Here is a 22453-nt window from a genome sequence, read left to right on the forward strand (position 1 = left end):
CCGGAGAGACCTCATGAAACTCGCCCGTGACACCTGGCTGATCTTCCAGCGCCAGCTCCAGCTGCTGCTGCGCAACCCGGTCTGGGTCTTCGTCGGCGTCTTCCAGCCGGTGATGTACCTGCTGCTCTTCGCCCCGCTGCTGAAGCCGGCGCTGAACGCGCCCAGCCAGGCCGAGGCCTACAAGATCTTCGTACCCGGCCTGCTGGTGCTGCTGGCCATCTTCGGCGGCCTGTTCCAGGGCTTCGGCCTGATCGCCGAGCTGCGCGCCGGCGTGATCGAACGCTCCCGGGTCACCCCGGTCAGCCGGCTGGCCCTGCTGCTCGGCCGCTCGCTGCGCGACGTGGTCTCGCTGATCGTGCAGGCAGTGATCATCACCCTGCTCGCGCTCCTGTTCGACCTGCGGGTCTTCATCGGCGACCTGCTGCTGGCGTACCTCATGCTCGCCCTGATCGCGCTGATGACCTCGGCCGTCTCCTACGGCGTGGCGCTCAAGGTCAAGAGCGAGGACGCCCTCGCCCCGCTGATGAACACCGTGGCGCAGCCGGTGCTGCTGCTCTCCGGCATCCTGCTGCCGCTCACCTTCGCGCCCGGCTGGCTGCAGGGCATCGCCGACTGGAACCCGTTCTCCTGGGCGGTCGACGGCACCCGCGCGCTCTTCGCCGGCGATCTCGGCGACGAAAGGGTCTGGCAGGGGCTGACCATCATCGCGGTGCTGGCCGCGGCCGGCGTCTTCTGGGCCGCCCGCCAGTTCGCCCGGAGCGTCCGCTGACCAGAGAGTTGCCTCTCACCGAAGGTGGGGCACCGGTCGAGCGCTTGTAGCGTAAGGCCGGTGCCCCATCTCACCCGTGACCGGCTCACCTGGCTGACCTACGCCCAGCTGGGTCTGTGGGGCTTCTTCCTCTACGGGTTCGGCCCGGTCGTCCCGCTGCTCCGCGACGAGCAGGGCACCTCGGCCGCCGTCGCCGGCCTGCACAGCACCGGCATCGCGATCGGCGCGCTGACCGGCGGTGCGCTCTTCGCGCCGATCGCCCGGCGGTTCGGCCGGGGAGCGGCCATCTGGCTCGGCCTGGCCGGGGTGGCCGTCGGCGTCGCCGCCCTCGGCACCCTCCGTGCCCTGCCGGCCACGCTCACCGCGGTCGCCGTGATCGCCACCTTCGGCATGATGGTGATCAGCGGGGTCAACGTCGTGCTCACCGCCCGGCACGGCCCCGCCGCACCGGCCGCGCTCACCGAGGCCAACGCCGCCTGCGCCGGCATGGGCATCCTCGCCCCGCTGGTGATCGGCACCAGCGTCGACGCCGGGTGGGGGTGGCGACCGGTGATGGCCGTCGAGGTCGGGCTGATCGCGCTGGTCGCGCTCGCCGCGCTGACCTTCCGCGTGCGCCTGCCGGAGGCCGCTCCCGCGCCCGCCGCTCGCCCCACGGCCGCCGCCGGCCCGGACCGGCGACTGCCCCGCGCGTACTGGATCGCCTGGGTGCTGATGGCGGTCACCGGCTCGATCGAGGTGTGCCTGTCGCTCTGGACCGCCGACGTGCTCCGCTCGCACGCCGGCATGACCGCCGGTGCCGCCTCGGCCGCCGTCGCGGCGATCGTCTGCGGGATGTTCCTCGGCCGGCTGCTCGGCGGCCGGATCGCGCTGCGGTACCGGCCGGTGCCGCTGCTGCTCGCGGCGCTGGGCGTGTCGCTGGCCGGGTTCACGGTGTTCTGGGCGGCCCCGATCGGCTGGCTCGCGGTTACCGGTCTGGTCGTGCTCGGCCTCGGCAACGCCCTGCACTACCCGCTGGCCATCTCGATCGCGCTCGCCGTGGCCGGGCCGGCCGCCGACCGGGCGGCGGGCTGGGCGTCGTACTCGATGGGGATCGGCTTCGGGATCGCGCCGGTGGCGCTCGGCCGGGTGGCCGACGGCGTGGGGCCGCACCTGGCGTTCCTGCTGCTGCCGGGCTTCATCGCGGCGGCCGCGCTGCTCGCCGTCCGCCTCGGTCGCGCGCTGCGCACCCCGCGTCCGGCGCAGGAGCGCGTGCCCACATCCGCGGGCGTCTGACCGGCCTTGCCGCGTGATCCACACAATGTCCCGGATGTCGCGGTTTCCGGGTAGGTCGGACACCGCAATATCCGGTATCCGGAGTGGATCGAGCCAGCCACGGCCGACCGGGGCCGCCCGTGGCCTGCTCAGTGCACCCGGGCCAGGGTCAGGCCGTCGGCGACCGGCAGCATCACCGCGTCCACCCGGACGTCGGCGAGCACCTCGTCGTTGAACGCGGCGATCGCCCGGTCGTCGGCGTTCTGCGGCGCGATCACCCGGCCGCCGCGCAGCACGTTGTCCACCGCGATCACGCCCCCCGGGCGCATCCGCGGCACCAGCTCGGTCCAGTAGATCGGGTAGCCGGTCTTGTCCGCGTCGATGAAGGCGAAGTCGAGGTACCGCTCGTGGGGCAACTCGTGCAGCCCGTCCGCGGCCGGCCCGATGCGCAGCTCGATCCGGTCCGCCACGCCCGCCCGATCCCAGTACCGCCGGGCGATGCCGGTGTACTCCTCAGAGATGTCGAAGCAGGTCAGCCGCCCGCCCTCGGGCAGCCCACGCGCGATGGCCAGCGACGAGAGCCCGGTGAACGTGCCGACCTCCACCGCCTGCCGCACCCCGAGCAGCCGGGTGAGGAAGGTCAGGAAGGCGGCCTGCTCCGGCGCCACCTGCATCTGGGCGTGCTCCGGCAGCGCCGCCCGGGTCTCCTCGGCCAGGTCACGCATGATCTCGTCCGGGGGGGAGCCGTGCGCGACCAGGTAGGCGTGCAACTCCTCGGTGAGCGGGATCGACTTGGTGGTCATGACCGGACGCTAACCGAGCGGTTCGACGGTCTGGTTGCCGGGCGCGACCTTCGTCCACAAATCGGTGATCCGGAGTTCGAGTTCGGCGAGCAGGCGGCGCAGCAACGGCAGGCTGAGCCCGACGACGGTGCCCGGGTCGCCCTCGATCCGCTCCACGAACGGCCCGCCCAACCCGTCGATGGTGAACGCGCCGGCCACCGCCAGCGGTTCACCCGTCGCCACGTACGTCGCGATCTCGTCGTCGCTGACGTCCGCGAAGTGCACGGTGGTGGACGCCACCGCCTCCGCCCGGCGGCCGGCCACGATGTCGATGAGGCAGTGCCCGCTGTGCAGCACTCCGCTGCGCCCGCGCATCCGCTCCCACCGCCGGGTGGCGTCCGCCGCGTCCGCCGGTTTGCCGAGGATCTCGCCGTCGAAACCGAGCACCGAGTCGCAGCCGAGCACCAGGGTCCGCTGGTCGTCGGTCGGCCGCAGCCGGGTGAGCACCGCCTGGGCCTTCATCCGGGCCAGTTCCAGGCACAGCTCCTCGGCCCGGTCGGTGACGACGAGGGACTCGTCGACCCCGCTGACCAGCACATCCGGTTCGATGCCGGCGGCTTGGAGGCTCTTGCGACGGGCGGGGCTCGCCGAGGCGAGCACGAGACGAAGTGGCGTGGAGTCTGGCACCTCGCCGACGTTACCGGGCACCGCAGCCTGGCGTGGGCCGGCCGGCCGGGGCACCGCTGAAGCACTGCGGGGCAGCCGGTCAGCGGCTGATGCGCGGCGGTGGATCGTCGCCCCGCCGGCGGTGCCGCGCGACCAGCACCCACGCCGCGCCGGCCGCCACGATCACACCGAGGGTGGCCCACCCGCGCGCGGTCGCCCCGCTGTCCCCGTCCTCCTCCGGTTGAGCCGCGGCCGTAGGGGTCGGGGCCGCGTCGGCGGGCGCGCTCGCCGTCGCCGATCCGAAACCCAGCGGCGGTACGTCTGCCGTTAGCGCCGCCACCAGGTCGATGACCCCGTACCCGTACTCGTCGTCGCGCCCCCGTGGACCCTTGTCGACAGCGGTAGCCGTGAGCCGATGCGCCACCTCGGAGGCAGGCAGGTACGGGTACTTGGACCGGATCAAAGCCGCCGCCCCCGCTACGATGGCAGTAGCACTGGAAGTTCCGGTTCCCTTGGAGTAGTTACCGTTATAGCTGGTGCTGTAGATATCGGTTGCTGGAGCCGCAACATCGATTTCGGGACCTTTGACGGAGATGGCGGCGTGGTTCCCAGTCTGATCTACACCTGCAACCGAAATGACCCCGGGATGAGATGCCGGATGTCCCACCTCGGCGGCTTGTGGCCGGTTTCCGGCACCTGCCACCACGACGATGTTCGCTGCAATGGCAGCATCAACCGCACTTATGAGGCGTTGGCTCGCCGCTCCTGTACTGGAGATACTGACGACATCTGCACCTTGCGCAATGGCATATTCGATGCCCGATGCTAGGTCGTCTGCTTCGCCGAGGTTAACTGCAGTAGAAACCATGATCGGCAGGATTCTAGCTCTAGGAGAAATGCCTAGGGCGCCCAAGTTCTTGCCGCGGCCATGAGCGGCGATTAGACCAGCCATCGCAGTGCCATGGCTGTTGTTATCCACGCGTCCGTCACCCCCGCCCCCGGGTATGACGTCGACACCTGGTAGCAGATCGCTCCGCAAGTCTGGGTGAATCGCAACGCCGGTATCCGGGACGGCCACGATGACTCCCTCACCTTGGGAGATATGATGAGCCTCGCTTACCTTCAGGTAGCGTAGGTGCCATTGATCGCCACGTATGCGCGAGATGCCATCAGAAGTGGGGGCCGGGCTAGTAGACCTGCCGTGGACGGGTGCCGCCCCTGTTAGAGCAGCCGGCAAGGCGACCAGTATCGCAAGAAGACCCCGACTGACGATCCGCCTCACCTATCGAAACCGATAGCGGGTCCAGGGTCGATCGGACGATCTTCGTCTGGCGGGCGTACCACCGGCGTTACGCCACGGTCAGTTTCCCACGGGTGATCTGGATCCCAGGGGCGTGATCCGTCGTTGCCCGGTTCGGGCCGCCCTGAGCGGCCGTTGGGCCCAGCGCCGCTCATGCCGGAGAAGCCCGGTACTCCAGGAGACCCTCCCATTGGAGCCAAACCGTGCGCCGCCCCGAGGCCCCGACCGCCGCCTGGACGCGAGCCTGCACCACCGGTCGGGGCTGTCCCTGCACCGCCTCCACCGATCACACCCCCAATTGGATTAACTCGCCTTGGCTGTGAATTGGTTGCACCTGGCTGGTTCAGCCCCATGCCCGGTACTCCGCCAATCAATCCACCGGGCGGCATCGGTCGCGGTGGAGTCGGGTGCGGAATGCCGCTGGCTGGCCGGGTTACGTGACCGGGGGAACCTGGTGTCAGGCCAGGTGCCCCTGGCGGCCTTCCCCCGGTACGGATCGTCGGTGGTAGCCCAAGCCCGTTGGTTGGGCCTAGCGCAGGAGGCGGAGCCACGACGGACTGCCCGGCGTTAACAGGCCCGGGTGCGAGGCCGGTGCCAGCCCTGCCAAGCACTGGGCCTACGCCCGGCTTGGGCGAGGTAGACACCGGTCGGGTTGTGGTGGTGGTGCGGCCACCAGGTGGGGCGCTGACTGTCCCTACAGGTACGGGCACGATTGGCGGAATGATCGGTGCGGCAGTTGTACCCGCGTAGACGTCGGGGTCGTTCGCCTGAACTCCGGGACGGGGTGGCGGGGGAGGTGGTTGGCGGAGCATTACCTGGGCGTGTTGGAGTTTGCCGCTGAGGCCGTACATGATGCCGCGCGCCTGGACGTTGAGCTGTTCCAGGTCGGCGTCCGTCACCGGTTGGTCCGGCACCCGGCTGCCCATGGCCGCCTTCGGATCGGCGGCCGTCGCCTCGTACGCCCGCTTCTGCTGGAGCTTGACCGCGTACTCCTGGTAGAGCTTTTCCAGCTTGGCTCGGCTGCTGCCGATGGCCTGGGTGGCGGCGGAGAGGGCGGTGTAGTTGGTGCCGGCCGCGTCGTGCGTGCGTCGCACCTTGTCGATCAGCTCGTCCAGCTCGCGCAGGTAGGCGCGTGCGGCCTCGTTGGTCTCCGGCGGCCACGCCTCGGCCAGGCCGCGCCGGTATTCCTGGAGCCGGCTCAGGTGGGTCTGGGCCAGGTCGCAGACCTTGCGCCAGCCGGCGACCTGCTTCCAGTGGTTGGTGGTGTCGTGGTCCTGCAGGCAGGCCCACATGCTCGCCACGTCCATCAGGCGCCAGTCGGTGAGGCCGGACGTCCGGCCGTTGCCCCGTTCGATCACGGCAGCACCACCGGCCCGCCCTCCGGCCCGGTCGGATCTCGCAGCGCCGGCGCCGGAGCGGTTGGCGCGGTCGGGCCCGGGGCGGCGAGCGCCCGCTCGACGTCGACCACCCGGGCGGAGGAGAAGGCGTCGGAGCCGGCGTACTGCTCGGCCACGGTGCCGGCGGCGGCGGCGAGGTGCCCGGTGGCGCCGCCCACGCCCCACACCATGTCGGCGGTGGCCTGCTGGGTCTCGTGGTGCGCGCGCAGGAAGTCGACCAGCTCGATGAAGGCGTCCGCCGGGTTGGGCAGCTTCGCCGTCATGTCCTCGGCGATGTACGACAGGTGCGGTGCGTAGTTGCGCTCCACCTCGGCCTGGAGCTTGTCGGCGAACTCGCGCATCTTGCGGATGTCGGCCTCGATGCCGCCGTAGCCGCGGAGCCAGGACGCTGGGCGGTCCTCCTCGGGGATCATCGACCCTCCCTACCTGTTACGGCGCGGTTTCCCTGAGTGAGGTTAATGGCTGCACGACGGCGGCGGCAGCCCCAACGCCGTGGACATCGGTCACCCGGCGGCCGGGGCACCGCGATCGAGCTGCGGTGATCCGTACCTGGAAAAGTCAGCGGGGCAGGCCGGAGGCGCGCCACGCGCCGGGGCCGGCGACCGGGGCCGCGCCGGCCGGTCGCGCGCTGCGCGCCCAGGCCGAGACGGCGGCCGGCGCGGGGGCGGCGGCCGGCCGGGACCGCACGGCGATCGCGCCCACCAGGGCGGCCAGCTCCTCGGCGGTCGGTACGCCGCGGACGACCCGGAACAGCGGCTCTTCGGCAGACATGCCGTCAGCGTACGCGTCCAGAAGTTGACCTACGCCGCACAGTGGCGTGCCGCCGGTGTGACTGTCGTGGCAGCCGGGTACCGTCTCTGCGATGTCGAACGCGCTTCCCCAACTCGTCGCCGACCGATACCGGCTGATATCGCCGCTCGGTCAGGGCGGCATGGGTCGGGTGTGGAAGGCGCGCGACGAGGTGCTGCACCGGGACGTGGCGATCAAGGAACTGGTCCCGCCGCCCAGCCTCACCGACGACGAACGTCGCGAGATGCGGGAGCGTTCGCTGCGCGAGGCGCGGGCCATCGCCCGGCTCAACCACATCAACGTCGTCCGCATCTTCGACGTGCTGCGCACCGACGGCGATCCGTGGATCGTCATGGAGTACGTGCCGTCGAAGTCCTTGCAGGACACTCTCGCCGAGGACGGCCCGGTGCCGCCCGCCCGCGCGGTGGAGATCGGGCTCGGCGTGCTCGGCGCGCTGAAGGCGGCGCACAAGGCCGGCGTGATGCACCGGGACGTGAAGCCCGGCAACGTGCTGCTCGGCAACGACGGCCGGGTGGTGTTGACCGATTTCGGCCTCGCCACCATCCCCGGCGACCCGAACGTCACCCGCACCGGCATGGTGCTCGGTTCACCCGCGTACATCGCGCCGGAACGGGCCCGCGACGGCACCGCCGGGCCGGAGGCCGACCTCTGGTCGCTGGGCGCCACCCTCTACGCCGCGGTGGAGGGCAAGTCGCCGTACGCCCGGCCGTCGGCGATCGCCACGCTGGCCGCGCTCGCCACCGAGCCGATGCCGCCGCCGAAGAACGCCGGGCCGCTCAAGCCGGTGCTCAACGGCCTGCTGCGCAAGGACCCGAACGAGCGGATCACCGCGGAGGTGGCCGAGCGGCTGCTGCGCCGCGCCGGCGGCAGGCGGTCGCGGACCATCCCGCTGCTCGACGGCGTACGCCGGCCGGGGCCGAACGGCCCGCGTGAGCCCCGGCCGCCGCTGGTGCCCGCGCCGCGGCCGGCGGAGGAGCGCCGCGACCAGCCGGTCAGCCCGCCGGCGCCCCGGGCGCCGCTGGCGCAGGCCGCGGCCGCCGGTGCCACCGCCGAGGACGCCACCGCGAAGGTCCCGGCCGCCTCGGACGTCGCGCCCACGGCGAAGGTCGAGCCGCCGACCAGCGTGGACGCCGGCCCCACCACGAAGGTGGACCCGCCGGCCGCCGGTGGCGGGCCGGCCGAAAAGCGCAAGCCGGTGAACCCGACCTCCGTCATGCCCGCCCCGGTGAGCCCGCCGTCCGGGCGGGCGCCGGTGCTGCCCGCCGAGGGTACGAAGCCGGATAACACCCGGCGCAATGTGCTGATCGGCGTCGTGGTGGCGCTGCTGCTGCTCGGGCTCGTGGTGGTCGTCCCGCTGCTCAACAGTGGGGACGACAAGACGCCGCAGGCGGATCCGACCGGCGGGGCGGCCACGTCGGCCCCGGCGCCGCAGACGTCCGCGCCGGCCCCGCCGCCGCCGACCAGCGCCGCCCCCAGCGCAACCCCGTCCGTGTCGCCGTCGGCCGGCCTGGTGCTGCCGGCGGGCTGGAAGCTGCACAAGGATCCGGTCGGTTTCACGCTGCCGCTGCCCGAGGGCTGGACCCGCAGCAAGCCTAATGGCAACACGGTGGTGTTCCAGGAGCCGGGCGGGGTCCGGGAACTGCTCGTCCAGTGGACCAGCACGCCGAAGTCGGACGCGTACGCCGACTGGAAGCGAATCGAGCCGGCGCGGAAGAACATCGTCAACGACTACGAGTACATCGACATCGTGCGGTGTGACTTCTGGAAAACGTGCGCGGACTGGGAGTGGCGGGAGACCCGCGACAACACTCGGATCCGGGTTCGCAACCGCGGCTTCGTCACGGCCAGCAACCGCGGCTACGCCCTCCGCTGGGAGGTCGCCGACAAGGACTGGCAGGCCAACCTGCCCAACTTCGACCTGATCGCGAAGGGCTTCGTGCCCGACCGCAAGGACTGATCCGCGCAACTCCCGTCCGGCGCCGCATCGAGCACGTCATCGTAGGTGGATGGACGACGGGGAACGCGAGCAGGCGCTGCTCACCGCCCTGACCACCGAGCATTTCGTGCTCCAGACCTCGCGTAGCGCGACGGTCACCGAGTCGGTGGGCCGGGCGACCGTCTTCCTGTCCATGCTCTCCGCCGCGCTGATCGGGTTCGGTTTCGTCGCCGACAGCGCCGCGTTCGTCCGGCCGTACCTCGGGGCGGTGCTGCCGACGCTGGTGGTCACCGGACTGCTCACGTTCCTGCGGCTGGTGCAGAACATGGTGGAGAACGAGCTGGACCTGGCCCGGATCCAGCGCATCCGGGCGTACTACCACCGCCGGCTGGCGGGCGAGCACGACTTCTTCGCCGACGCGGTGCAGGGCGAGGGCATCATGCGGGCGACCTGGGCGGCGGTCGGTAACGCGCCGCGGCGGGCGCAGCTGCTGCTGACCACGGCGGCGATGGTCGGCGCGGTGAACGCGCTGCTGGTGGGGCTCGCGGTGACGCTGCTGGTCGGGCTCGCGGGGCTGTCGCCCGGGTCAGCGATCGGCGTCGGCGCCGCGCTGGCGCTGCTGGCCTTCGCCGCCCAGGTCGCCCACATCAACCGCGAGTCGATCTCCCAGCCCGGGTAGGGATTGTCAATTGACCGGCATGACCTGCCGATCTCCCGGGTACCTCAACCGGCACGACGGAAGGAGGTACGACATGGGTTACCGACGGAAGGACGCCCGGCCCCGGTTGGCACTGTGGATGCTCGTCGCACTCGGCGACATCGTCCTGGTCCTGGTCAGCGCCGGGCTGCCGGTGCTGGTCGCGCTGCTCAGCGTCGTGACCGTCACCGTCGCCGGAGTGGCTGTCTGGCGGCTGTCGCGGCGCGGCGCCCTCGCCCGCGAGGACGCCCCGGTTCCGGTGCCGGTGCTGGGCCGGCGACGGGTCTGACTCCGGACGGGTGGCGTGGCGGCAGCCGGACCGGTTGTCGACCGTACGGTCACAGCCGATCCCGCTGCCGCCAACTGCCTCCCTAGGCGGATCAGGTGTTGTTGGCCAGCGCGATCAGCCGGGTCCGGTCACCGTTCCAGTAGTTGCGGTCGACGTTGCCGGCGATGCCGGCGACGCTGCCGGTGCTGGTGTACTGCCAGAAGCTCCAGAACGGCGCGCCGGGCGGCAGGGTGCCGGGCGAGCTGGCCCACCGAGCGATCCACAGCGGGTGGTTGCCCCACGGGCCGCTCCAGCTGCCGGTGCAGGTGTTCCAGAAGCTGGTGGTGGTGTAGATGACCGCGTAGCGGCCGGTGCGGGAACGGTAGGTGTTGAGGAAGTCCTGCACCCAGTTCCGCATGCCGGTGGTGCTCAGGCCGTAGCAGTAGCCGCCGGCGTACGGGTTGGCCTCGAGGTCCAGGGCGGCGGGCAGGGTGCGGCTGTCGGCCGACCAGGCGCCGCCGTTGGAGGCCAGGTAGTTCGCCTGGACCGCGCCGGAGGAGATGTTCGGCCGGGCGAAGTGGTACGCGCCACGGATGACACCGGCGTTGTAGGCGGCCACGTAGTTCGTGTTGAACCTCGGGTCCTTGTAGCTGGTGCCCTCGGTGGCCTTGATGAAGGCGAACTGGATGCCCGCGTTGCGGACGCTGGTCCAGTTGATCGCTCCCTGGTAGTGGGACACGTCGATGCCGGGGACGGTGGCGGCCTGCGCGGGGGCCGCGGTGGCCACGAGCCCGGCCGCCGCGGTGGCGAGCACGGTGAGGCCGGCGGCGAGCAGTCGGCGCAGCGGTGATCTGGTACGGGTCATGGATGCCTCCAAGGACGCCGATGGAATTGACGCCTATCTTTGGAGGTAAATGCCCTCGATCACAAGAGGCACTAAAGAAATCTACATAGATATTGGACGTTGTATGGCCCTGCGCCCGGCACGCGATGGGCGCACGGTGTCGGGGTGGTTACCCTCGGTTCCCGCGCTCGTGGATTCCGGTCAGCCGGAGTTCAGCGCAGCGATGCGGGATCGAGGCGCCAGCGGAACGGCTCGGCCAGGCTGAACTCCTCGCCCGCCTTGGCGACCTGGTCCTCGACATAGTGGGCGCCGTCCAGCCGGAACAGCCGCAGCGAGTGGCTCGGGCCGTCCTGCTCGACCAGCAGGTACCAGGGGATCCGGGCGATGGCGTAGAGCTGCATCTTGACCAGCCGGTCGGCGGCCGCGTTCCCCGGCGAGACGATCTCGCAGACCAGGACGACCTCGCCGGCCTCCACCACGGTGCCCTCGTCGTCGGTGTCGGCAACGACCACGTCCGGGATGACGATCCGGTCGACCCCGAGCCGGACGTTGACCGCCTCGAACACCGCGAGCTCACCGGCCGCGGCTTCGACGCTGTTGGCCAGCTGCCGCGACACCCGCTGGTGCCGCTTGCTCGGGGCAGGGCTCACGATCAGGCTCCCGTCGAGCAGCTCGATCCGGTTCGGGGTCTCGCCCATGGCGAAGTAGTCGGCCTCCGTCCAGAGTCCGACGTGGTGCTCCAGGGGTGCCGCGCTCACCGGCGTTCACCTCCCGCTCCGATCGCCACCCGGTCAGTTTCACACGATACGAGCCGGCGGCCGGGGATCGACACCGGGAACGGGCCGGTAGGCTCGCGCCCCATGGTGTCGATCGACGGGTTGACCGGGCTCTGGGACCGCCTCTTCGGGGCGCAGCCGGATCCACCGCCGCTGCTGGTGCTGATCACCGCCGCCGTCGCCCTGGTGGTGGTCTCCACCCGATTGCCCTGGCGGATCGCCCGCAACGCGGTCACCATCGCGCACGAGGGCGGCCACGCGCTGGTCGCCCTGCTCACCGGCCGCAGGCTGCGCGGCATCCGGCTGCACTCGGACACCTCGGGGCTGACCCTCTCGGCCGGCCGGCCCACCGGCCCCGGGATGATCCTCACCCTGCTCGCCGGCTACGTCGCCCCGCCGCTGGTCGGCCTGGCCGGGGCGTGGCTGCTCGGCGGCAACCGGATCACCCTGCTGCTCTGGGTCGCCGTGGCGCTGCTGCTCGCCATGCTGGTCATGATCCGCAACGTGTTCGGGGTGCTCTCGCTACTGGTCACCGGCGGGATCGTGCTCGCCGTCTCCTGGTACGCCGAGCCGCAGGTACAGGCCGCCTTCGCGTACACCGGGGTGTGGTTCCTGCTGCTCGGCGGCGTCCGCCCGGTGCTGGAACTGCAACGGCTGCGCGGCCGGGGCCGGATGCCGGAGTCCGACGCCGACCAGTTGGCCGGCATCACCCCGCTGCCGGCGTTCTTCTGGGTGACCGTCTTCGCGCTGGTCAACCTGGCCACTTTGGCCGCCGGCGCGCTCCTGCTGGCCGGCCCGATCCTCACCGACGCCGGCCTCACCCTGTGAGCATCGACCGCGACGGCGAGGAGGCAGGATGACGGAGCTGACCGAGCGGCACCGGGCCGTGTACGACCAGATCGCGGCGGAGTTCGAGGCGCGGAACCGGGAGGTGCCGGCGACCTACCGGGCGCTGGTCGACGACTTCCGGGCCCGGGTCGACGGGCCGGTGCTCGACCTGGGCTGCGGGCCGGGGCGGGACCTCGCCTTCCTGGCGGAGCGGGGGCTCACCGGCATCGGGCTGGACCTGTCGGCCGGGATGCTGGCGCGGGCCCGCGCCCGGGTCGGCGCGCCGCTGGTGCAGGGCGACCTGCTCCGGCTGCCGTTCCGGCCGGCCACCCTGGGTGGCGTCTGGTGCTCAGCGGCGCTGCTGCACCTGCCCAGGGCCGACGCGCCGGCCGCGCTGGCCGGCGTCCGCCGGCTGCTGCGACCGGGCGGCCCGCTGCTGCTCAGCCTGAAGGAGGGCGACGGGGAACGCTGGGAACGCCGGCACGGCGAGGCGGTCGAGCGGTTCTTCGCCCGCTACCGCCAGCCGGCAGTCGGGGCGTTGCTCACCGGCGCGGGCCTGGCCCCGCTGCGTTGGGAGCGGAACATCTCACCGGTCGGCGATACCTGGCTGGCCTGCCTGGCCGTCGCCGCCGGCTGAGGCGGCCGGGCGTACCAGGCAGAATGGGGCCCGTGCGGTATGTGATCATCGGAGCGGGCGCGGTCGGCGGCACCATCGGCGTACGGCTGGAGGAGGCCGGCCACGACGTCACCCTGGTGGCCCGCGGCGCGCATCTGGACGCGATCCGGCAGCGGGGTCTCACCCTGCGCCAACCCGAGCGTGAGCAGACCGCCCGGCTGCCCGCCGTGGCCGGTCCCGACGACCGGCCGCTGGCCGCCGACACCGTGCTGGTGCTGACGGTCAAGTCGCAGGACACCGCGGGCGCGCTGGCCGCCTGGGCGGACGCGCCGGTGGCCGGCGGCGGTACGGCGGGGGAGCGGCTGCCGCTGTTCACCGCGCAGAACGGGGTGGCCAACGAGCCGGCGGCGCTGCGGCTCTTCGCCGACGTGCACCCGGTCTGCGTCTGGCTGCCCTCCACCCACCTGGAGCCGGGCGTGGTGGTGGCCAACGGTCACCCTCATCCGGGGATGCTGCACCTGGGCCGTTACCCCGCCGGCTCCGACGCGGTCGATCGGGCCGTCGCCGCCGACCTGACCGGTGCCGGCTTCGTCGCCCCGGTCCGGGACGACGTGATGCGCTGGAAGTACGGCAAGCTGCTGGTCAACCTCGGCAACGGCCTCCAGGCGCTGCTCGGCCGGGACATCCCCGACGACCTCGCCGCCCGAGCCCGTGCCGAGGGCGAGGCGGTGCTCGCCGCGGCCGGCATCGCGCACACCACCCGTGCGGAGGAGGCGGCCGAGCGGGGCGACCTGGTCCAGCACCGGCCGGTCGGCGGGGAGGCGCGGGCCGGCGGCTCCACCTGGCAGAGCCTGGCCCGCGGCGCCGGCTCGGCCGAAGCCGACCACATCAACGGCGAGATGGTCCTGCTCGGCCGGCTGCACGGCGTACCGACGCCGGTGAACGCGGCCGTGCAGGTCGCGGTGCGCCGCGCGGTGCGGGAGCGGATCCCGGCCGGCGAGTTCCCGCTCGCCGAGCTGGCCAAGTTGGTCGGCTGAGCCGGCAACCGGTGGCACCGGTCCGCGCGTGTCCCCTGCGACCGCCACGGGGGAGGTAACCAGGTGCCGGACGTCGACGGGTTCGACGAGTTCTACCGCGGCAGCCGGCAACGGCTGCTCGGCTTCGTCTACGTGCTCACCGGCGATCTCGCCGAGGCGCAGGACGCCGTTCAGGAGGCGTACATCCGGGCCTGGCAGCGCTGGTCGACGGTGAGCGGGTATGACGAACCGGAGGCGTGGGTGCGGGTGGTGGCGAGCCGGATCGCGGTCAGCCGGTGGCGCAGCCTGCGCAGCCGGGCCCGGGCCTACCTGCGGCACGGCGCCACCGAGAGCGTCCCCGGGCCGGACACCGACACCGTCGAGGTGGTCGCCGCGCTGCGCCGGCTGCCCGAGGAGCAGCGCACCGCGATCGCGCTCTACTACCTGCTCGGCATGCCGGTCGCCGAGGTGGCCCGGGAGACAGCCGCCCCGGTCGGCACGGTCAAGGCCCGACTCTCCCGGGGGCGGGCCGCGCTCGCCGGGCTGCTTGCCGTCTCTGATCTGGAGGAGGCCGCCGATGCGTGACGATCTGCTGGTCGTCGAAGAGCTGCACCGTCAGCTGCGGGACGTCCGCTGGCCGGAGCCGGCGGAGATCCGGGCCCGGGCCCGCCGGCGCAGCCGGCGCACCGCGGTGCTGGCGGCGACCGCGGTGCTCGCGGTGATGGCGGGCCACGCGTACGTGGCGCACGGGTGGCGGTCGCCGCCGCCGCCACCCGTGGTCGCCGCCACCCCCGTCCCGCCGGCGACCGTCGCGCTGGCCGAGGTCCCGCAGGAGGCGCTGCTCACCCCCGGGGACGTGCCGTTGAAGACCGGCACGCGACTCGGTGAGACCGGCCTGCGGGAGCCGGTGCGGGTCGACCCGATGCTGGAGTCCTGCGGCCGCGAGCAGGGCATGCCGTCGACCACGCCCACGTCCCGCTATTCGCGCTCGCAGACCCTGCTCCGGCCGGTGGCCGACCCGACGAGGCAGCACCCGGTGCTCACCCAGGACGTCTACCGGGTCGAACCGAGCCAGAGCCCGCTGGTCTTCGGCCTCGTCAAGCTGCTGCTGCACGCCTGTGATGAATGGCAGTCCAGCGGATCCGCCGTGCTGGACGGCCGGCTGGTGCCGACCGTGAACACGCACCGGTGGGAGATGTCGGTCAGCGATTTCGCCGGCGACGAGTCCGTGATGGTGCGCCACGTGTCGCTGGCGCCCCGCGACCCTACGGGCGGGAAGCCGGTGGCCGCGAACCCGCCGGTCGAGGTCACCATGGTGGTGCGCGTCGGCGACCTGGTCAGCGTGGTCGCGACCGGCCCGGAGACCCTGGAGGACACGGTTGACGGCGCCCGTCCCGGCGGCCTCAGTCACGCCGACCTGGAGGCGTTGGGCCGGACCGCGGCGCGCCGGATGTGCGCGGCGGCAAACCCGGCCTGCTGACCGGCCCAAATCCCGTCATGATCCGCGCAACGTCAGGGAAACAGTCGTCTCCCGCGACCGGGAGGGGACAACTTCCCCGACGTTGCGCGGATCTTGCGGCGCGCCGGCGCGGCCGCGCGGGGCGGCGGGGCGGTCGCGCGGGGCGGTGGGGCGTCAGAGCGGGATGTTGCCGTGCTTCTTGGGGGGCAGGGTCTCCCGCTTGGTGCGCAGCACGCGCAGGGCACGGACGATCTGGGCGCGGGTCTCGTGCGGCGGGATCACCGAGTCGACGTAGCCGCGCTCGGCCGCGATGTACGGGTTGGCCAGGGTGTCCTCGTACTCGGCGATCTTCTCCGCGCGCACCGCGGCCGGGTCCTCGGCGGCGGCCAGTTCCGAGCGGTAGAGGATGTTCACCGCGCCCTGCGCGCCCATCACCGCGATCTGCGCGGTCGGCCAGGCGAAGTTCAGGTCCGCGCCCAGGTGCTTGGAACCCATTACGTCGTACGCCCCGCCGTAGGCCTTGCGGGTGATGACGGTGACCTTCGGGACGGTGGCCTCGGCGTACGCGTAGATGAGCTTGGCGCCCCGGCGGATGATGCCGTCCCACTCCTGGCCGGTGCCGGGCAGGAAGCCGGGAACGTCCACGAAGGTCAGCACCGGGATGTTGAACGCGTCGCAGGTGCGCACGAACCGGGCGGCCTTCTCCGACGCGGCGATGTCCAGCGTGCCGGCGAAGTGCATCGGCTGGTTGGCCACCACGCCCACCGGCCGCCCCTCGACCCGGCCGTACCCGATGACGAGGTTCTGCGCGTAGAGCGGCTGGACCTCCAGGAACTCGCCGTCGTCGAGGACGTGCTCGATCACCCGGTGCATGTCGTACGGCTGGTTCGCCGAGTCCGGGATCAGCGTGTCCAGCTCCCGGTCGGAGTCCGTGACGTCGAGGTCGACATCCACGGAGTAGACCACCGGCTCGTCCAGGTTGTTCGACGGCAGGTACGACAGCAGCGCCTTGACGTACTCGACCGCGTCCTCCTCGTCGCTGGCGAGGTAGTGCGCGTTGCCGCTGCGGGTGTTGTGCGTCCGGGCGCCGCCCAGGTCCTCCATCGCCACGTCCTCGCCGGTGACCGTCTTGATGACGTCCGGGCCGGTGATGAACATGTGCGAGGTCTGGTCGACCATCACGGTGAAGTCGGTGACCGCCGGGGAGTAGACCGCGCCGCCCGCGCACGGGCCCATGATCAGGGAGATCTGCGGGATGACGCCGCTGGCCCGGACGTTGCGGAAGAAGATCTCGCCGTAGAGGCCGAGCGAGGCGACACCCTCCTGGATCCGGGCGCCGCCGGAGTCGTTGATGCCGATGACCGGGCAACCGATCTTCATGGCCAGGTCCATCACCTTGACGATCTTCTCGCCGAAGACCTCTCCGAGGGAGCCGCCGAAGACGGTGAAGTCTTGGGCGAAGACGCAGACCTGCCGGCCGTCGATGGTGCCGTAGCCGGTGATGACGCCGTCACCGTACGGGCGGGTCTTCTCCAGCCCGAAGTTGGTGGACCGGTGCCGGGCAAGCTCGTCCAGCTCGACGAACGAGCCCTCGTCGAGCAGCAGCTCGATCCGTTCCCGCGCGGTCTTCTTGCCCCGTGCGTGCTGCTTCTCGACCGCACGCGCCGATCCGGCGTGCACCGCCTCGTCGACCCGGCGCTCCAGGTCCGCCAGCTTGCCCGCGGTGCTGTGGATGTTGATCCCGGTCTCGGTAGTCACCCTGGGAATATAACGATGGTTCAGGCCGGTGCCGCTGTGCAGTACACCTCAGTACCCTCCGTCGACCCGGGCCGTAGGCTGACGGGATGCCGGGCTCGCCGTACACCGATCTGGACCGCCCGCCGCTGTCGGCGGCGCGGCTGCGGCGGGCGCTGGTCACCCCCTACGGCCCGTGGTCCCGCCTGGAGCTGCGCGCCGAGACGGGCTCGACCAACGCGGACGCGGCCGAGGCGGCCCGGGCCGGCGAGCCGGAGGGGTTGGTGGTGGTCGCCGAGCGGCAGACCGCCGGGCGCGGCCGGCGCGGTCGGGAATGGCAGTCGCCGCCGCGGGCCGGCATCGCGACCAGCGTGCTGCTGCGGCCGGGCGAGGCCGTCGCGGAGCGCCGCTGGCCGCCGGCGCCGGCCACCGGGTACGGCTGGCTGCCGCTGCTGGCCGGCGTCGCGCTGGTCGAGGCGGTAACCCGGCTGGCCGAGCTGGACGCCGGCCTGAAGTGGCCGAACGACCTGCTGGTCGGCGACGCGAAGTGTGCCGGGATCCTCGCCGAGGCGGTGCCGGCGGCCCGGCCCGGCGACCCGCCCGCGATCGTGCTCGGCATCGGGCTGAACGTCACGCTGCGCGCCGACGAGCTGCCGGCGAACCCGACCGGGCTGCCCGCCACCTCGCTGCAGCTGGCGGGCGCGTCGGCCACCGACCGGGACCCGTTGCTGCGGGCCCTGCTGCGCGCGGTCGCCGACTGGTACGACCGCTGGCGCACCGCCGGCGGTGACCCGGTGGCCAGTGGGCTGCGCGACGCCTATCTGGCCGCCTGCGTCACGGTGGGCCGGGAGGTACGCGTGCTGCTGCCGGACGCCACCGAGGTGACCGGCACCGCCACCGGCGTGGACCTGGAGGGGCACCTGCTCGTCGACACAGCGGCCGGCGAGCGCCGGCTCACCGCCGGCGACGTGCTGCACTTGCGCTGAGCCGGGCGGCTCCGGGGGACCACCGCGCGGCTGATGTCCGGGCGCGCGCTGACCGGTTACGGTCAGCGCGTCCGTTCCTGCGAGGAGGTTCCCGTGGCGTTCCCCGAAGACGTGCTCACCGAGGACGAGCACGTCGTGCTGCACCTGCACCCGCACTGGAAGGCGCTGATCCGGCCGGTGGCCGTGCTGGTGCTCGCCGTCGCCGCGGTGGTGGCCGGTGTGGCCCTGTTGCCGTCCGGCGGGGGTGGCTCGATCGCGCTCGCCGTGATCGGGGTGCTGGCCCTGGTGGCGGTGCTCTGGCTGGCGCTCTGGCCGTTTCTGGTCTGGCGCACCACGCACTACCTGTTCACCAACGAGCGGGTGCTGCTCCAACAGGGGGTGCTCTCCCGGGACCGGCGGGACATCCCGCTCACCCGGATCAACGACCACGCGATGAGCCAGCGCTTCGTCGAGCGCCTGCTCGGCTGCGGCACGCTGACCATCGAGTCGGCCGGCGAGCGGGGCCAGTCCGTGCTGCCCGACGTGCCCGGGGTCGGCCAGGTCCAGACGAAGCTCTACGAGCTGGTCGAGGCGCACCACGACAAGCACTCGCTCGGCGACTCCGAGATGCGCGAGATCCTCGCCGACCTCAACGAGGGCAAGCCCCTGCGCGACCCCACCGCCTGACCCCGCCCGGGTCCGGTGCCGACGAAGGGGCCGGACCCGGTCAGCGGCGCGGGGTGCGGGGGGTGGGTTGGAGTTCGGCGGCCAGTTCGGCCTCGAGCTCGCGGTCCAGGGAGGCGCCGAGGCCGGCGTCGAGCGGGACCGGTCGGCCCTGCAGCGGAGCGCCCGGTCCGTGCGCCGGCGCGGCGGCCGGGTCGCGCCGATCGCCGGACGGTGGCGGCTGGGCCTCCTCCAGCTCGGAGATCGACTCGGCCAGTTCGGCCACCGGGTCCATCTCGGCCATCGCGTCCCACTCGTCCCGCGGGATGCTGTGCCAGGTCGCCTCGGCCTCCGCCGGCGCGGGCTGGAAGACGAACGTGCGGTACGACCAGAACCGGAACAGCGTGGCCAGCAGCACGCCGCCGGTCTTTGCCACGTTCAACGCCAACAGGCTGGTCACGCCCAGGCCGTACTTGGCCGCGGCGAGCACGCCCAACTCGATGAGCAGGCCGGTCGCATTGAACAGGAAGAACAGGATGTATTCGCGTCGTAGGGCTGATTTCGGACGGTCGCGGTACGTCCAGTGACGATTCATCAGATACGACGTGATCGTCGCCACCACGGTGGCGATGACCGTCGCCTTCAGTTGCCCGTCGACAAAAACGGTGAGTGCCAGGGCATTGAACACCGCGTAATTGATGATGGTGTTGATGCCGCCGACGATGCCGAATTTGAGCGCCTCGTGGATGAACTTCTGCCAGCGCTCGGGCAGCAGACGGACAAGACGCATGCGGAACACCTTAGGCCAGTGGATGGGGCCGGCAGGGGCCGGCCGGACGAGTGGGCGGCAGGTCACGCCCCAGGTCGGTCGTGCGTCACTTCCGGAACGGCCGGAGTTCCCGCTGCCACGAAGACGAACCGTCGATACGACCAGAACCGGAACAGGGTGCCGAGCCCGGTGCCGACGATGAAGCTGGCGATGTTGTCCGCCAGCGGGGTCTTGAACACCTCCGGCCAGATGCTGCCGAGCCCGTACCGGCTCACCGCGAGGCAGGCGACCGTGATGCCCAGGCCCACCCCGTTGAAGAAGAAGAACAACGCGTACTCGCGGGCCGGGTTGGCCCCCCTGCGGTGCCGCCACGTCCAGAACCGGTTCCCCAGGAAGGCGACGGTGGCCGCGATGACGGTCGAGATGGTCTTCCCGATGACCGGCTCGACGTCCCGTACGCCCGTCAGGTAGTTGAACAGGGCGAAGTCGATGAGGAAGGCGATCCCGCCCACGGTGGCGAACTTGCTCAGCTCCCGGACCAGATGACCGAACCGGTCGAGCAGCGAGCGGACGAGACCCGGTCGGGTCTGCCGGGAGCTCGGCTCCCCGGTCATCGTCGCGGCCACGGAGCGAGCGTACCGGCTGCCGTCACCTCGCATGGGTAGCAACGGCGAGCCGCCTCGGCGGGTGCGATGTCGATGAGCGGAGCGTAACCGTCCGGAGGGGAATCCTGAGCCGGTTCGCGGGTATCAACCCGGGTGTGGGCCGGGTCGTACCGCGACGCCCGGCGGGTCCGGTGATCCGCCGCCGATCGAGGGTGCGCGACAGGATTTGCGTGAAACTGCGCGCGAAAGCGGGTATTAGCTCGTGATGCCGCAGCGTGGCCGTACCTTGTGCAGTTCTTCACAACCAGTACCACTGACTGGCGAGGTCCACCGGTTTACGCTGAGCCCAATCCCAGGTTTCCACGAAGGTGACGCATCGCGCCGCCGAGACTCGTGCATCCCATAGACCGGTCAGCGTCGACCACAAGGAGATGTGTCATGGTTGCTCCGGCTACCGTTCGGGGTATCGATCAGGCCCCGACGTCCCACCCCAAACTTCTCGCCTGGGTCCGTGAGGTCGCCGAACTGACCACCCCCGACCGGGTGGTCTGGGTGGACGGGTCCGACGAGGAATGGCGTCGGCTCACCGACGAACTGGTCGAGGCCGGCACCCTGATCCGGCTCAACCCCGAGAAGAAGCCCAACTCGTTCTACGCGCGGACCGACCCGACGGACGTCGCCCGGGTCGAGGAGCGCACCTTCATCTGCTCCGTCGACGAGGCGGACGCCGGCCCCACCAACAACTGGATGGCGCCGGCCGAGATGAAGCAGACGATGACGGAGCTCTACCGCGGGTCGATGCGCGGCCGGACGATGTACGTCATCCCCTTCTGCATGGGCCCGGTCGAGGCCGAGAGCCCCATGTTCGGCGTGGAGATCACCGACAGCCCGTACGTGGTCGCCTCGATGCGCATCATGACCCGGATGGGCTCGAAGATCCTCGAGGCGATGGGGAACGACGCCGACTTCGTGCACGCGCTGCACTCGATCGGCGCCCCGCTCGCCCCCGGCCAGCAGGACGTGTCGTGGCCGTGCAACGACACGAAGTACATCTCGCACTTCCCGGAGACCCGGGAGATCTGGTCGTTCGGCTCCGGCTACGGCGGCAACTCGCTGCTCGGCAAGAAGTGCTACTCGCTGCGGATCGCCAGTGTGATGGGGCGGGACGAGGGCTGGCTCGCCGAGCACATGCTGATCCTGAAGATCACCTCGCCGGAGGGCCGGGTCTACCACATCGCCGGCGCCTTCCCGTCGGCCTGCGGCAAGACCAACCTGGCCATGCTGGAGCCGACCATCCCGGGCTGGAAGGTCGAGACGATCGGTGACGACATCGCCTGGATGCGGTTCGGCCCGGACGGCCGCCTCTACGCGATCAACCCCGAGTACGGCCTCTTCGGCGTCGCGCCGGGCACCGACTGGAAGACCAACGCCAACGCGATGCGCACGCTCGACCGCGGCAACTCCATCTTCACCAACGTGGCCCTGACCGACGACGGGGACATCTGGTGGGAGGGCATGGGCGAGCCGCCGGCGCACCTGATCGACTGGAAGGGCAACGACTGGACGCCGGAGAGCGACAGCCTCTCCTCGCACGCGAACAGCCGGTTCTGCACCCCGATCACCCAGTGCCCGATCCTCGCCGAGGACTACTACGACCCGAACGGCGTGCCGATCGACGCGATCCTCTTCGGTGGCCGCCGCCGGGACACCGTCCCGCTGGTCACCGAGGCGCGCGACTGGGTGCACGGCGTCTACATGGGCGCGACGCTCTCCTCGGAGACCACCGCCGCCGCCTCCGGCGCGGTCGGCGTGGTCCGCCGCGACCCGATGGCGATGCTGCCGTTCATCGGCTACCACGCCGGGGACTACTTCCGGCACTGGATCGAGATGGGCAAGGGCGTCGACGGCGACGAGGCCAAGCTGCCCAAGATCTACTACGTCAACTGGTTCCGCAAGGACCCGGAGGGCAACTTCCTCTGGCCCGGGTTCGGCGAGAACTCCCGCGTGCTCAAGTGGGTCATCGAGCGGATCGAGGGCCGGGCCGACGCGGTGGAGACCCCGATCGGCATGGTCCCGGCGCAGGACGCGCTGGACGTCGAGGGTCTGGACATGACCCCGGAGGACGTCCGGATCGCGCTCAAGGTCGACCCGGAGGAGTGGCGCAACGAGCTTCCGCTGGTCACCGAGTGGTTCGAGAAGTTCGGCGACAAGCTGCCCGGCGTGCTCTGGGCCGAGCTGGACGCGCTGCGGGCCCGGCTGGACGCGGAGCAGCCGCGGAAGTAGGTGTGACGGTTGCCCGTAC

The 22453-nt window shown here is 71.5% G+C and carries 23 protein-coding genes; 13 read left to right on the forward strand and 10 right to left on the reverse strand.

Annotated elements, in window-relative coordinates; all coding sequences use genetic code 11:
- Positions 1-13 precede the first annotated feature (13 nt).
- Positions 14-769: an ABC transporter permease gene (locus tag ACVCAH_RS06850; protein ID WP_447135183.1), complete on the forward strand. Its 756-nt coding sequence runs from the start codon at positions 14-16 to the stop codon at positions 767-769.
- Between the two features lie 60 nt (positions 770-829).
- Positions 830-2041, forward strand: a complete 1212-nt coding sequence (locus ACVCAH_RS06855) for an MFS transporter (protein ID WP_447135184.1) — start codon at positions 830-832, stop codon at positions 2039-2041.
- 128 nt (positions 2042-2169) lie between these two features.
- Here ACVCAH_RS06855 and ACVCAH_RS06860 read toward each other — a convergent pair whose 3' ends face one another.
- The 5 genes from ACVCAH_RS06860 to ACVCAH_RS06880 form a co-directional block, all read right to left on the reverse strand.
- Complete coding sequence (locus ACVCAH_RS06860) at positions 2170-2823, reverse strand: O-methyltransferase (RefSeq protein WP_447135185.1); 654 nt, start codon at positions 2821-2823, stop codon at positions 2170-2172.
- Between the two features lie 9 nt (positions 2824-2832).
- Positions 2833-3489, reverse strand: a complete 657-nt coding sequence (locus tag ACVCAH_RS06865) for a Maf family protein (protein ID WP_447135186.1) — start codon at positions 3487-3489, stop codon at positions 2833-2835.
- Positions 3490-3568: 79 nt separating this feature from the next.
- Entirely contained in the window at positions 3569-4717 is a 1149-nt protein-coding gene (locus tag ACVCAH_RS06870) for a S8 family serine peptidase (protein WP_447135340.1), read from the reverse strand.
- A gap of 1405 nt (positions 4718-6122) precedes the next feature.
- The gene (locus tag ACVCAH_RS06875) at positions 6123-6578 is read right to left on the reverse strand and encodes a hypothetical protein (RefSeq protein WP_447135187.1); all 456 of its coding nucleotides are present in this window, start codon (positions 6576-6578) and stop codon (positions 6123-6125) included.
- Between the two features lie 145 nt (positions 6579-6723).
- The gene (locus ACVCAH_RS06880; RefSeq protein WP_447135188.1) at positions 6724-6936 is read right to left on the reverse strand and encodes an acyl-CoA carboxylase subunit epsilon; all 213 of its coding nucleotides are present in this window, start codon (positions 6934-6936) and stop codon (positions 6724-6726) included.
- Between the two features lie 91 nt (positions 6937-7027).
- On the opposite strand from ACVCAH_RS06880, the gene ACVCAH_RS06885 reads away from it, so the two are divergent.
- The 3 genes from ACVCAH_RS06885 (at position 7028) to ACVCAH_RS06895 (ending at position 9897) form a co-directional block, all read left to right on the forward strand.
- On the forward strand, positions 7028-8932 hold the full coding sequence (locus tag ACVCAH_RS06885) for a protein kinase domain-containing protein (protein ID WP_447135189.1): 1905 nt from the start codon (positions 7028-7030) through the stop codon (positions 8930-8932).
- A gap of 49 nt (positions 8933-8981) precedes the next feature.
- A complete protein-coding gene (locus tag ACVCAH_RS06890; protein WP_447135190.1) occupies positions 8982-9590 on the forward strand; it encodes a hypothetical protein in 609 nt (202 codons plus the stop codon).
- Positions 9591-9663: 73 nt separating this feature from the next.
- Positions 9664-9897: a hypothetical protein gene (locus ACVCAH_RS06895; RefSeq protein WP_447135191.1), complete on the forward strand. Its 234-nt coding sequence runs from the start codon at positions 9664-9666 to the stop codon at positions 9895-9897.
- Between the two features lie 91 nt (positions 9898-9988).
- On the opposite strand, the gene ACVCAH_RS06900 is transcribed toward ACVCAH_RS06895, so the two are convergent.
- Both ACVCAH_RS06900 and ACVCAH_RS06905 read right to left on the reverse strand, forming a co-directional pair.
- Positions 9989-10741 carry a GH25 family lysozyme gene (locus tag ACVCAH_RS06900; RefSeq protein ID WP_447135192.1) on the reverse strand — a complete coding sequence of 251 codons (753 nt, stop codon included), beginning with the start codon at positions 10739-10741 and terminating at the stop codon, positions 9989-9991.
- A gap of 191 nt (positions 10742-10932) precedes the next feature.
- On the reverse strand, positions 10933-11478 hold the full coding sequence (locus tag ACVCAH_RS06905; RefSeq protein WP_447135193.1) for a Uma2 family endonuclease: 546 nt from the start codon (positions 11476-11478) through the stop codon (positions 10933-10935).
- A gap of 102 nt (positions 11479-11580) precedes the next feature.
- Between ACVCAH_RS06905 and ACVCAH_RS06910 the strand changes: the two genes are divergently transcribed.
- The 5 genes from ACVCAH_RS06910 to ACVCAH_RS06930 all read left to right on the forward strand — a co-directional run bounded on the left by ACVCAH_RS06910 (position 11581) and on the right by ACVCAH_RS06930 (position 15436).
- Positions 11581-12324 carry a M50 family metallopeptidase gene (locus ACVCAH_RS06910; protein WP_447135194.1) on the forward strand — a complete coding sequence of 248 codons (744 nt, stop codon included), beginning with the start codon at positions 11581-11583 and terminating at the stop codon, positions 12322-12324.
- A 28-nt stretch (positions 12325-12352) separates the two neighbouring features.
- Entirely contained in the window at positions 12353-12961 is a 609-nt protein-coding gene (locus ACVCAH_RS06915; RefSeq protein WP_447135195.1) for a class I SAM-dependent DNA methyltransferase, read from the forward strand.
- A 23-nt stretch (positions 12962-12984) separates the two neighbouring features.
- Positions 12985-13977 carry a ketopantoate reductase family protein gene (locus tag ACVCAH_RS06920; RefSeq protein WP_447135196.1) on the forward strand — a complete coding sequence of 331 codons (993 nt, stop codon included), beginning with the start codon at positions 12985-12987 and terminating at the stop codon, positions 13975-13977.
- A gap of 63 nt (positions 13978-14040) precedes the next feature.
- A complete protein-coding gene (locus ACVCAH_RS06925; protein WP_447135197.1) occupies positions 14041-14541 on the forward strand; it encodes a SigE family RNA polymerase sigma factor in 501 nt (166 codons plus the stop codon).
- Positions 14534-15436 carry a hypothetical protein gene (locus ACVCAH_RS06930; protein ID WP_447135198.1) on the forward strand — a complete coding sequence of 301 codons (903 nt, stop codon included), beginning with the start codon at positions 14534-14536 and terminating at the stop codon, positions 15434-15436. Before ACVCAH_RS06925 ends, ACVCAH_RS06930 begins: the two co-directional genes overlap by 8 nt.
- A gap of 153 nt (positions 15437-15589) precedes the next feature.
- Here the strand turns inward: ACVCAH_RS06930 and ACVCAH_RS06935 are convergent, their stop codons facing one another.
- On the reverse strand, positions 15590-17173 hold the full coding sequence (locus ACVCAH_RS06935) for an acyl-CoA carboxylase subunit beta (RefSeq protein ID WP_447135199.1): 1584 nt from the start codon (positions 17171-17173) through the stop codon (positions 15590-15592).
- Between the two features lie 86 nt (positions 17174-17259).
- Here ACVCAH_RS06935 and ACVCAH_RS06940 point away from each other — a divergent pair, with 86 nt between their 5' ends.
- Both ACVCAH_RS06940 and ACVCAH_RS06945 read left to right on the forward strand, forming a co-directional pair.
- Positions 17260-18135, forward strand: a complete 876-nt coding sequence (locus ACVCAH_RS06940) for a biotin--[acetyl-CoA-carboxylase] ligase (RefSeq protein WP_447135200.1) — start codon at positions 17260-17262, stop codon at positions 18133-18135.
- Between the two features lie 93 nt (positions 18136-18228).
- On the forward strand, positions 18229-18801 hold the full coding sequence (locus tag ACVCAH_RS06945) for a PH domain-containing protein (RefSeq protein WP_447135201.1): 573 nt from the start codon (positions 18229-18231) through the stop codon (positions 18799-18801).
- A 40-nt stretch (positions 18802-18841) separates the two neighbouring features.
- Here the strand turns inward: ACVCAH_RS06945 and ACVCAH_RS06950 are convergent, their stop codons facing one another.
- Together ACVCAH_RS06950 and ACVCAH_RS06955 are read right to left on the reverse strand one after the other, a co-directional pair.
- Positions 18842-19567, reverse strand: a complete 726-nt coding sequence (locus ACVCAH_RS06950) for a GtrA family protein (RefSeq protein ID WP_447135341.1) — start codon at positions 19565-19567, stop codon at positions 18842-18844.
- A gap of 62 nt (positions 19568-19629) precedes the next feature.
- Positions 19630-20205, reverse strand: coding sequence for a GtrA family protein (locus ACVCAH_RS06955; protein WP_447135202.1), 576 nt, complete (start codon positions 20203-20205; stop codon positions 19630-19632).
- A 384-nt stretch (positions 20206-20589) separates the two neighbouring features.
- On the opposite strand from ACVCAH_RS06955, the gene ACVCAH_RS06960 reads away from it, so the two are divergent.
- Entirely contained in the window at positions 20590-22434 is a 1845-nt protein-coding gene (locus ACVCAH_RS06960) for a phosphoenolpyruvate carboxykinase (GTP) (protein ID WP_447135203.1), read from the forward strand.
- Positions 22435-22453 lie beyond the last annotated feature (19 nt).

This window comes from Micromonospora sp. LZ34, assembly GCF_052981855.1.

Coding starts and splice junctions, on each gene's coding strand:
- ACVCAH_RS06850 (WP_447135183.1), top strand. CDS start 14: ATGAAACTCGCCCGTGACACCTGGCTGATCTTCCAGCGCCAGCTCCAG.
- ACVCAH_RS06860 (WP_447135185.1), bottom strand. CDS start 2,823: ATGACCACCAAGTCGATCCCGCTCACCGAGGAGTTGCACGCCTACCTG.
- ACVCAH_RS06875 (WP_447135187.1), bottom strand. CDS start 6,578: ATGATCCCCGAGGAGGACCGCCCAGCGTCCTGGCTCCGCGGCTACGGC.
- ACVCAH_RS06880 (WP_447135188.1), bottom strand. CDS start 6,936: ATGTCTGCCGAAGAGCCGCTGTTCCGGGTCGTCCGCGGCGTACCGACC.
- ACVCAH_RS06885 (WP_447135189.1), top strand. CDS start 7,028: ATGTCGAACGCGCTTCCCCAACTCGTCGCCGACCGATACCGGCTGATA.
- ACVCAH_RS06890 (WP_447135190.1), top strand. CDS start 8,982: ATGGACGACGGGGAACGCGAGCAGGCGCTGCTCACCGCCCTGACCACC.
- ACVCAH_RS06895 (WP_447135191.1), top strand. CDS start 9,664: ATGGGTTACCGACGGAAGGACGCCCGGCCCCGGTTGGCACTGTGGATG.
- ACVCAH_RS06900 (WP_447135192.1), bottom strand. CDS start 10,741: ATGACCCGTACCAGATCACCGCTGCGCCGACTGCTCGCCGCCGGCCTC.
- ACVCAH_RS06910 (WP_447135194.1), top strand. CDS start 11,581: ATGGTGTCGATCGACGGGTTGACCGGGCTCTGGGACCGCCTCTTCGGG.
- ACVCAH_RS06915 (WP_447135195.1), top strand. CDS start 12,353: ATGACGGAGCTGACCGAGCGGCACCGGGCCGTGTACGACCAGATCGCG.
- ACVCAH_RS06920 (WP_447135196.1), top strand. CDS start 12,985: ATGGGGCCCGTGCGGTATGTGATCATCGGAGCGGGCGCGGTCGGCGGC.
- ACVCAH_RS06930 (WP_447135198.1), top strand. CDS start 14,534: ATGCGTGACGATCTGCTGGTCGTCGAAGAGCTGCACCGTCAGCTGCGG.
- ACVCAH_RS06940 (WP_447135200.1), top strand. CDS start 17,260: ATGCCGGGCTCGCCGTACACCGATCTGGACCGCCCGCCGCTGTCGGCG.
- ACVCAH_RS06950 (WP_447135341.1), bottom strand. CDS start 19,567: ATGCGTCTTGTCCGTCTGCTGCCCGAGCGCTGGCAGAAGTTCATCCAC.
- ACVCAH_RS06955 (WP_447135202.1), bottom strand. CDS start 20,205: ATGCGAGGTGACGGCAGCCGGTACGCTCGCTCCGTGGCCGCGACGATG.
- ACVCAH_RS06960 (WP_447135203.1), top strand. CDS start 20,590: ATGGTTGCTCCGGCTACCGTTCGGGGTATCGATCAGGCCCCGACGTCC.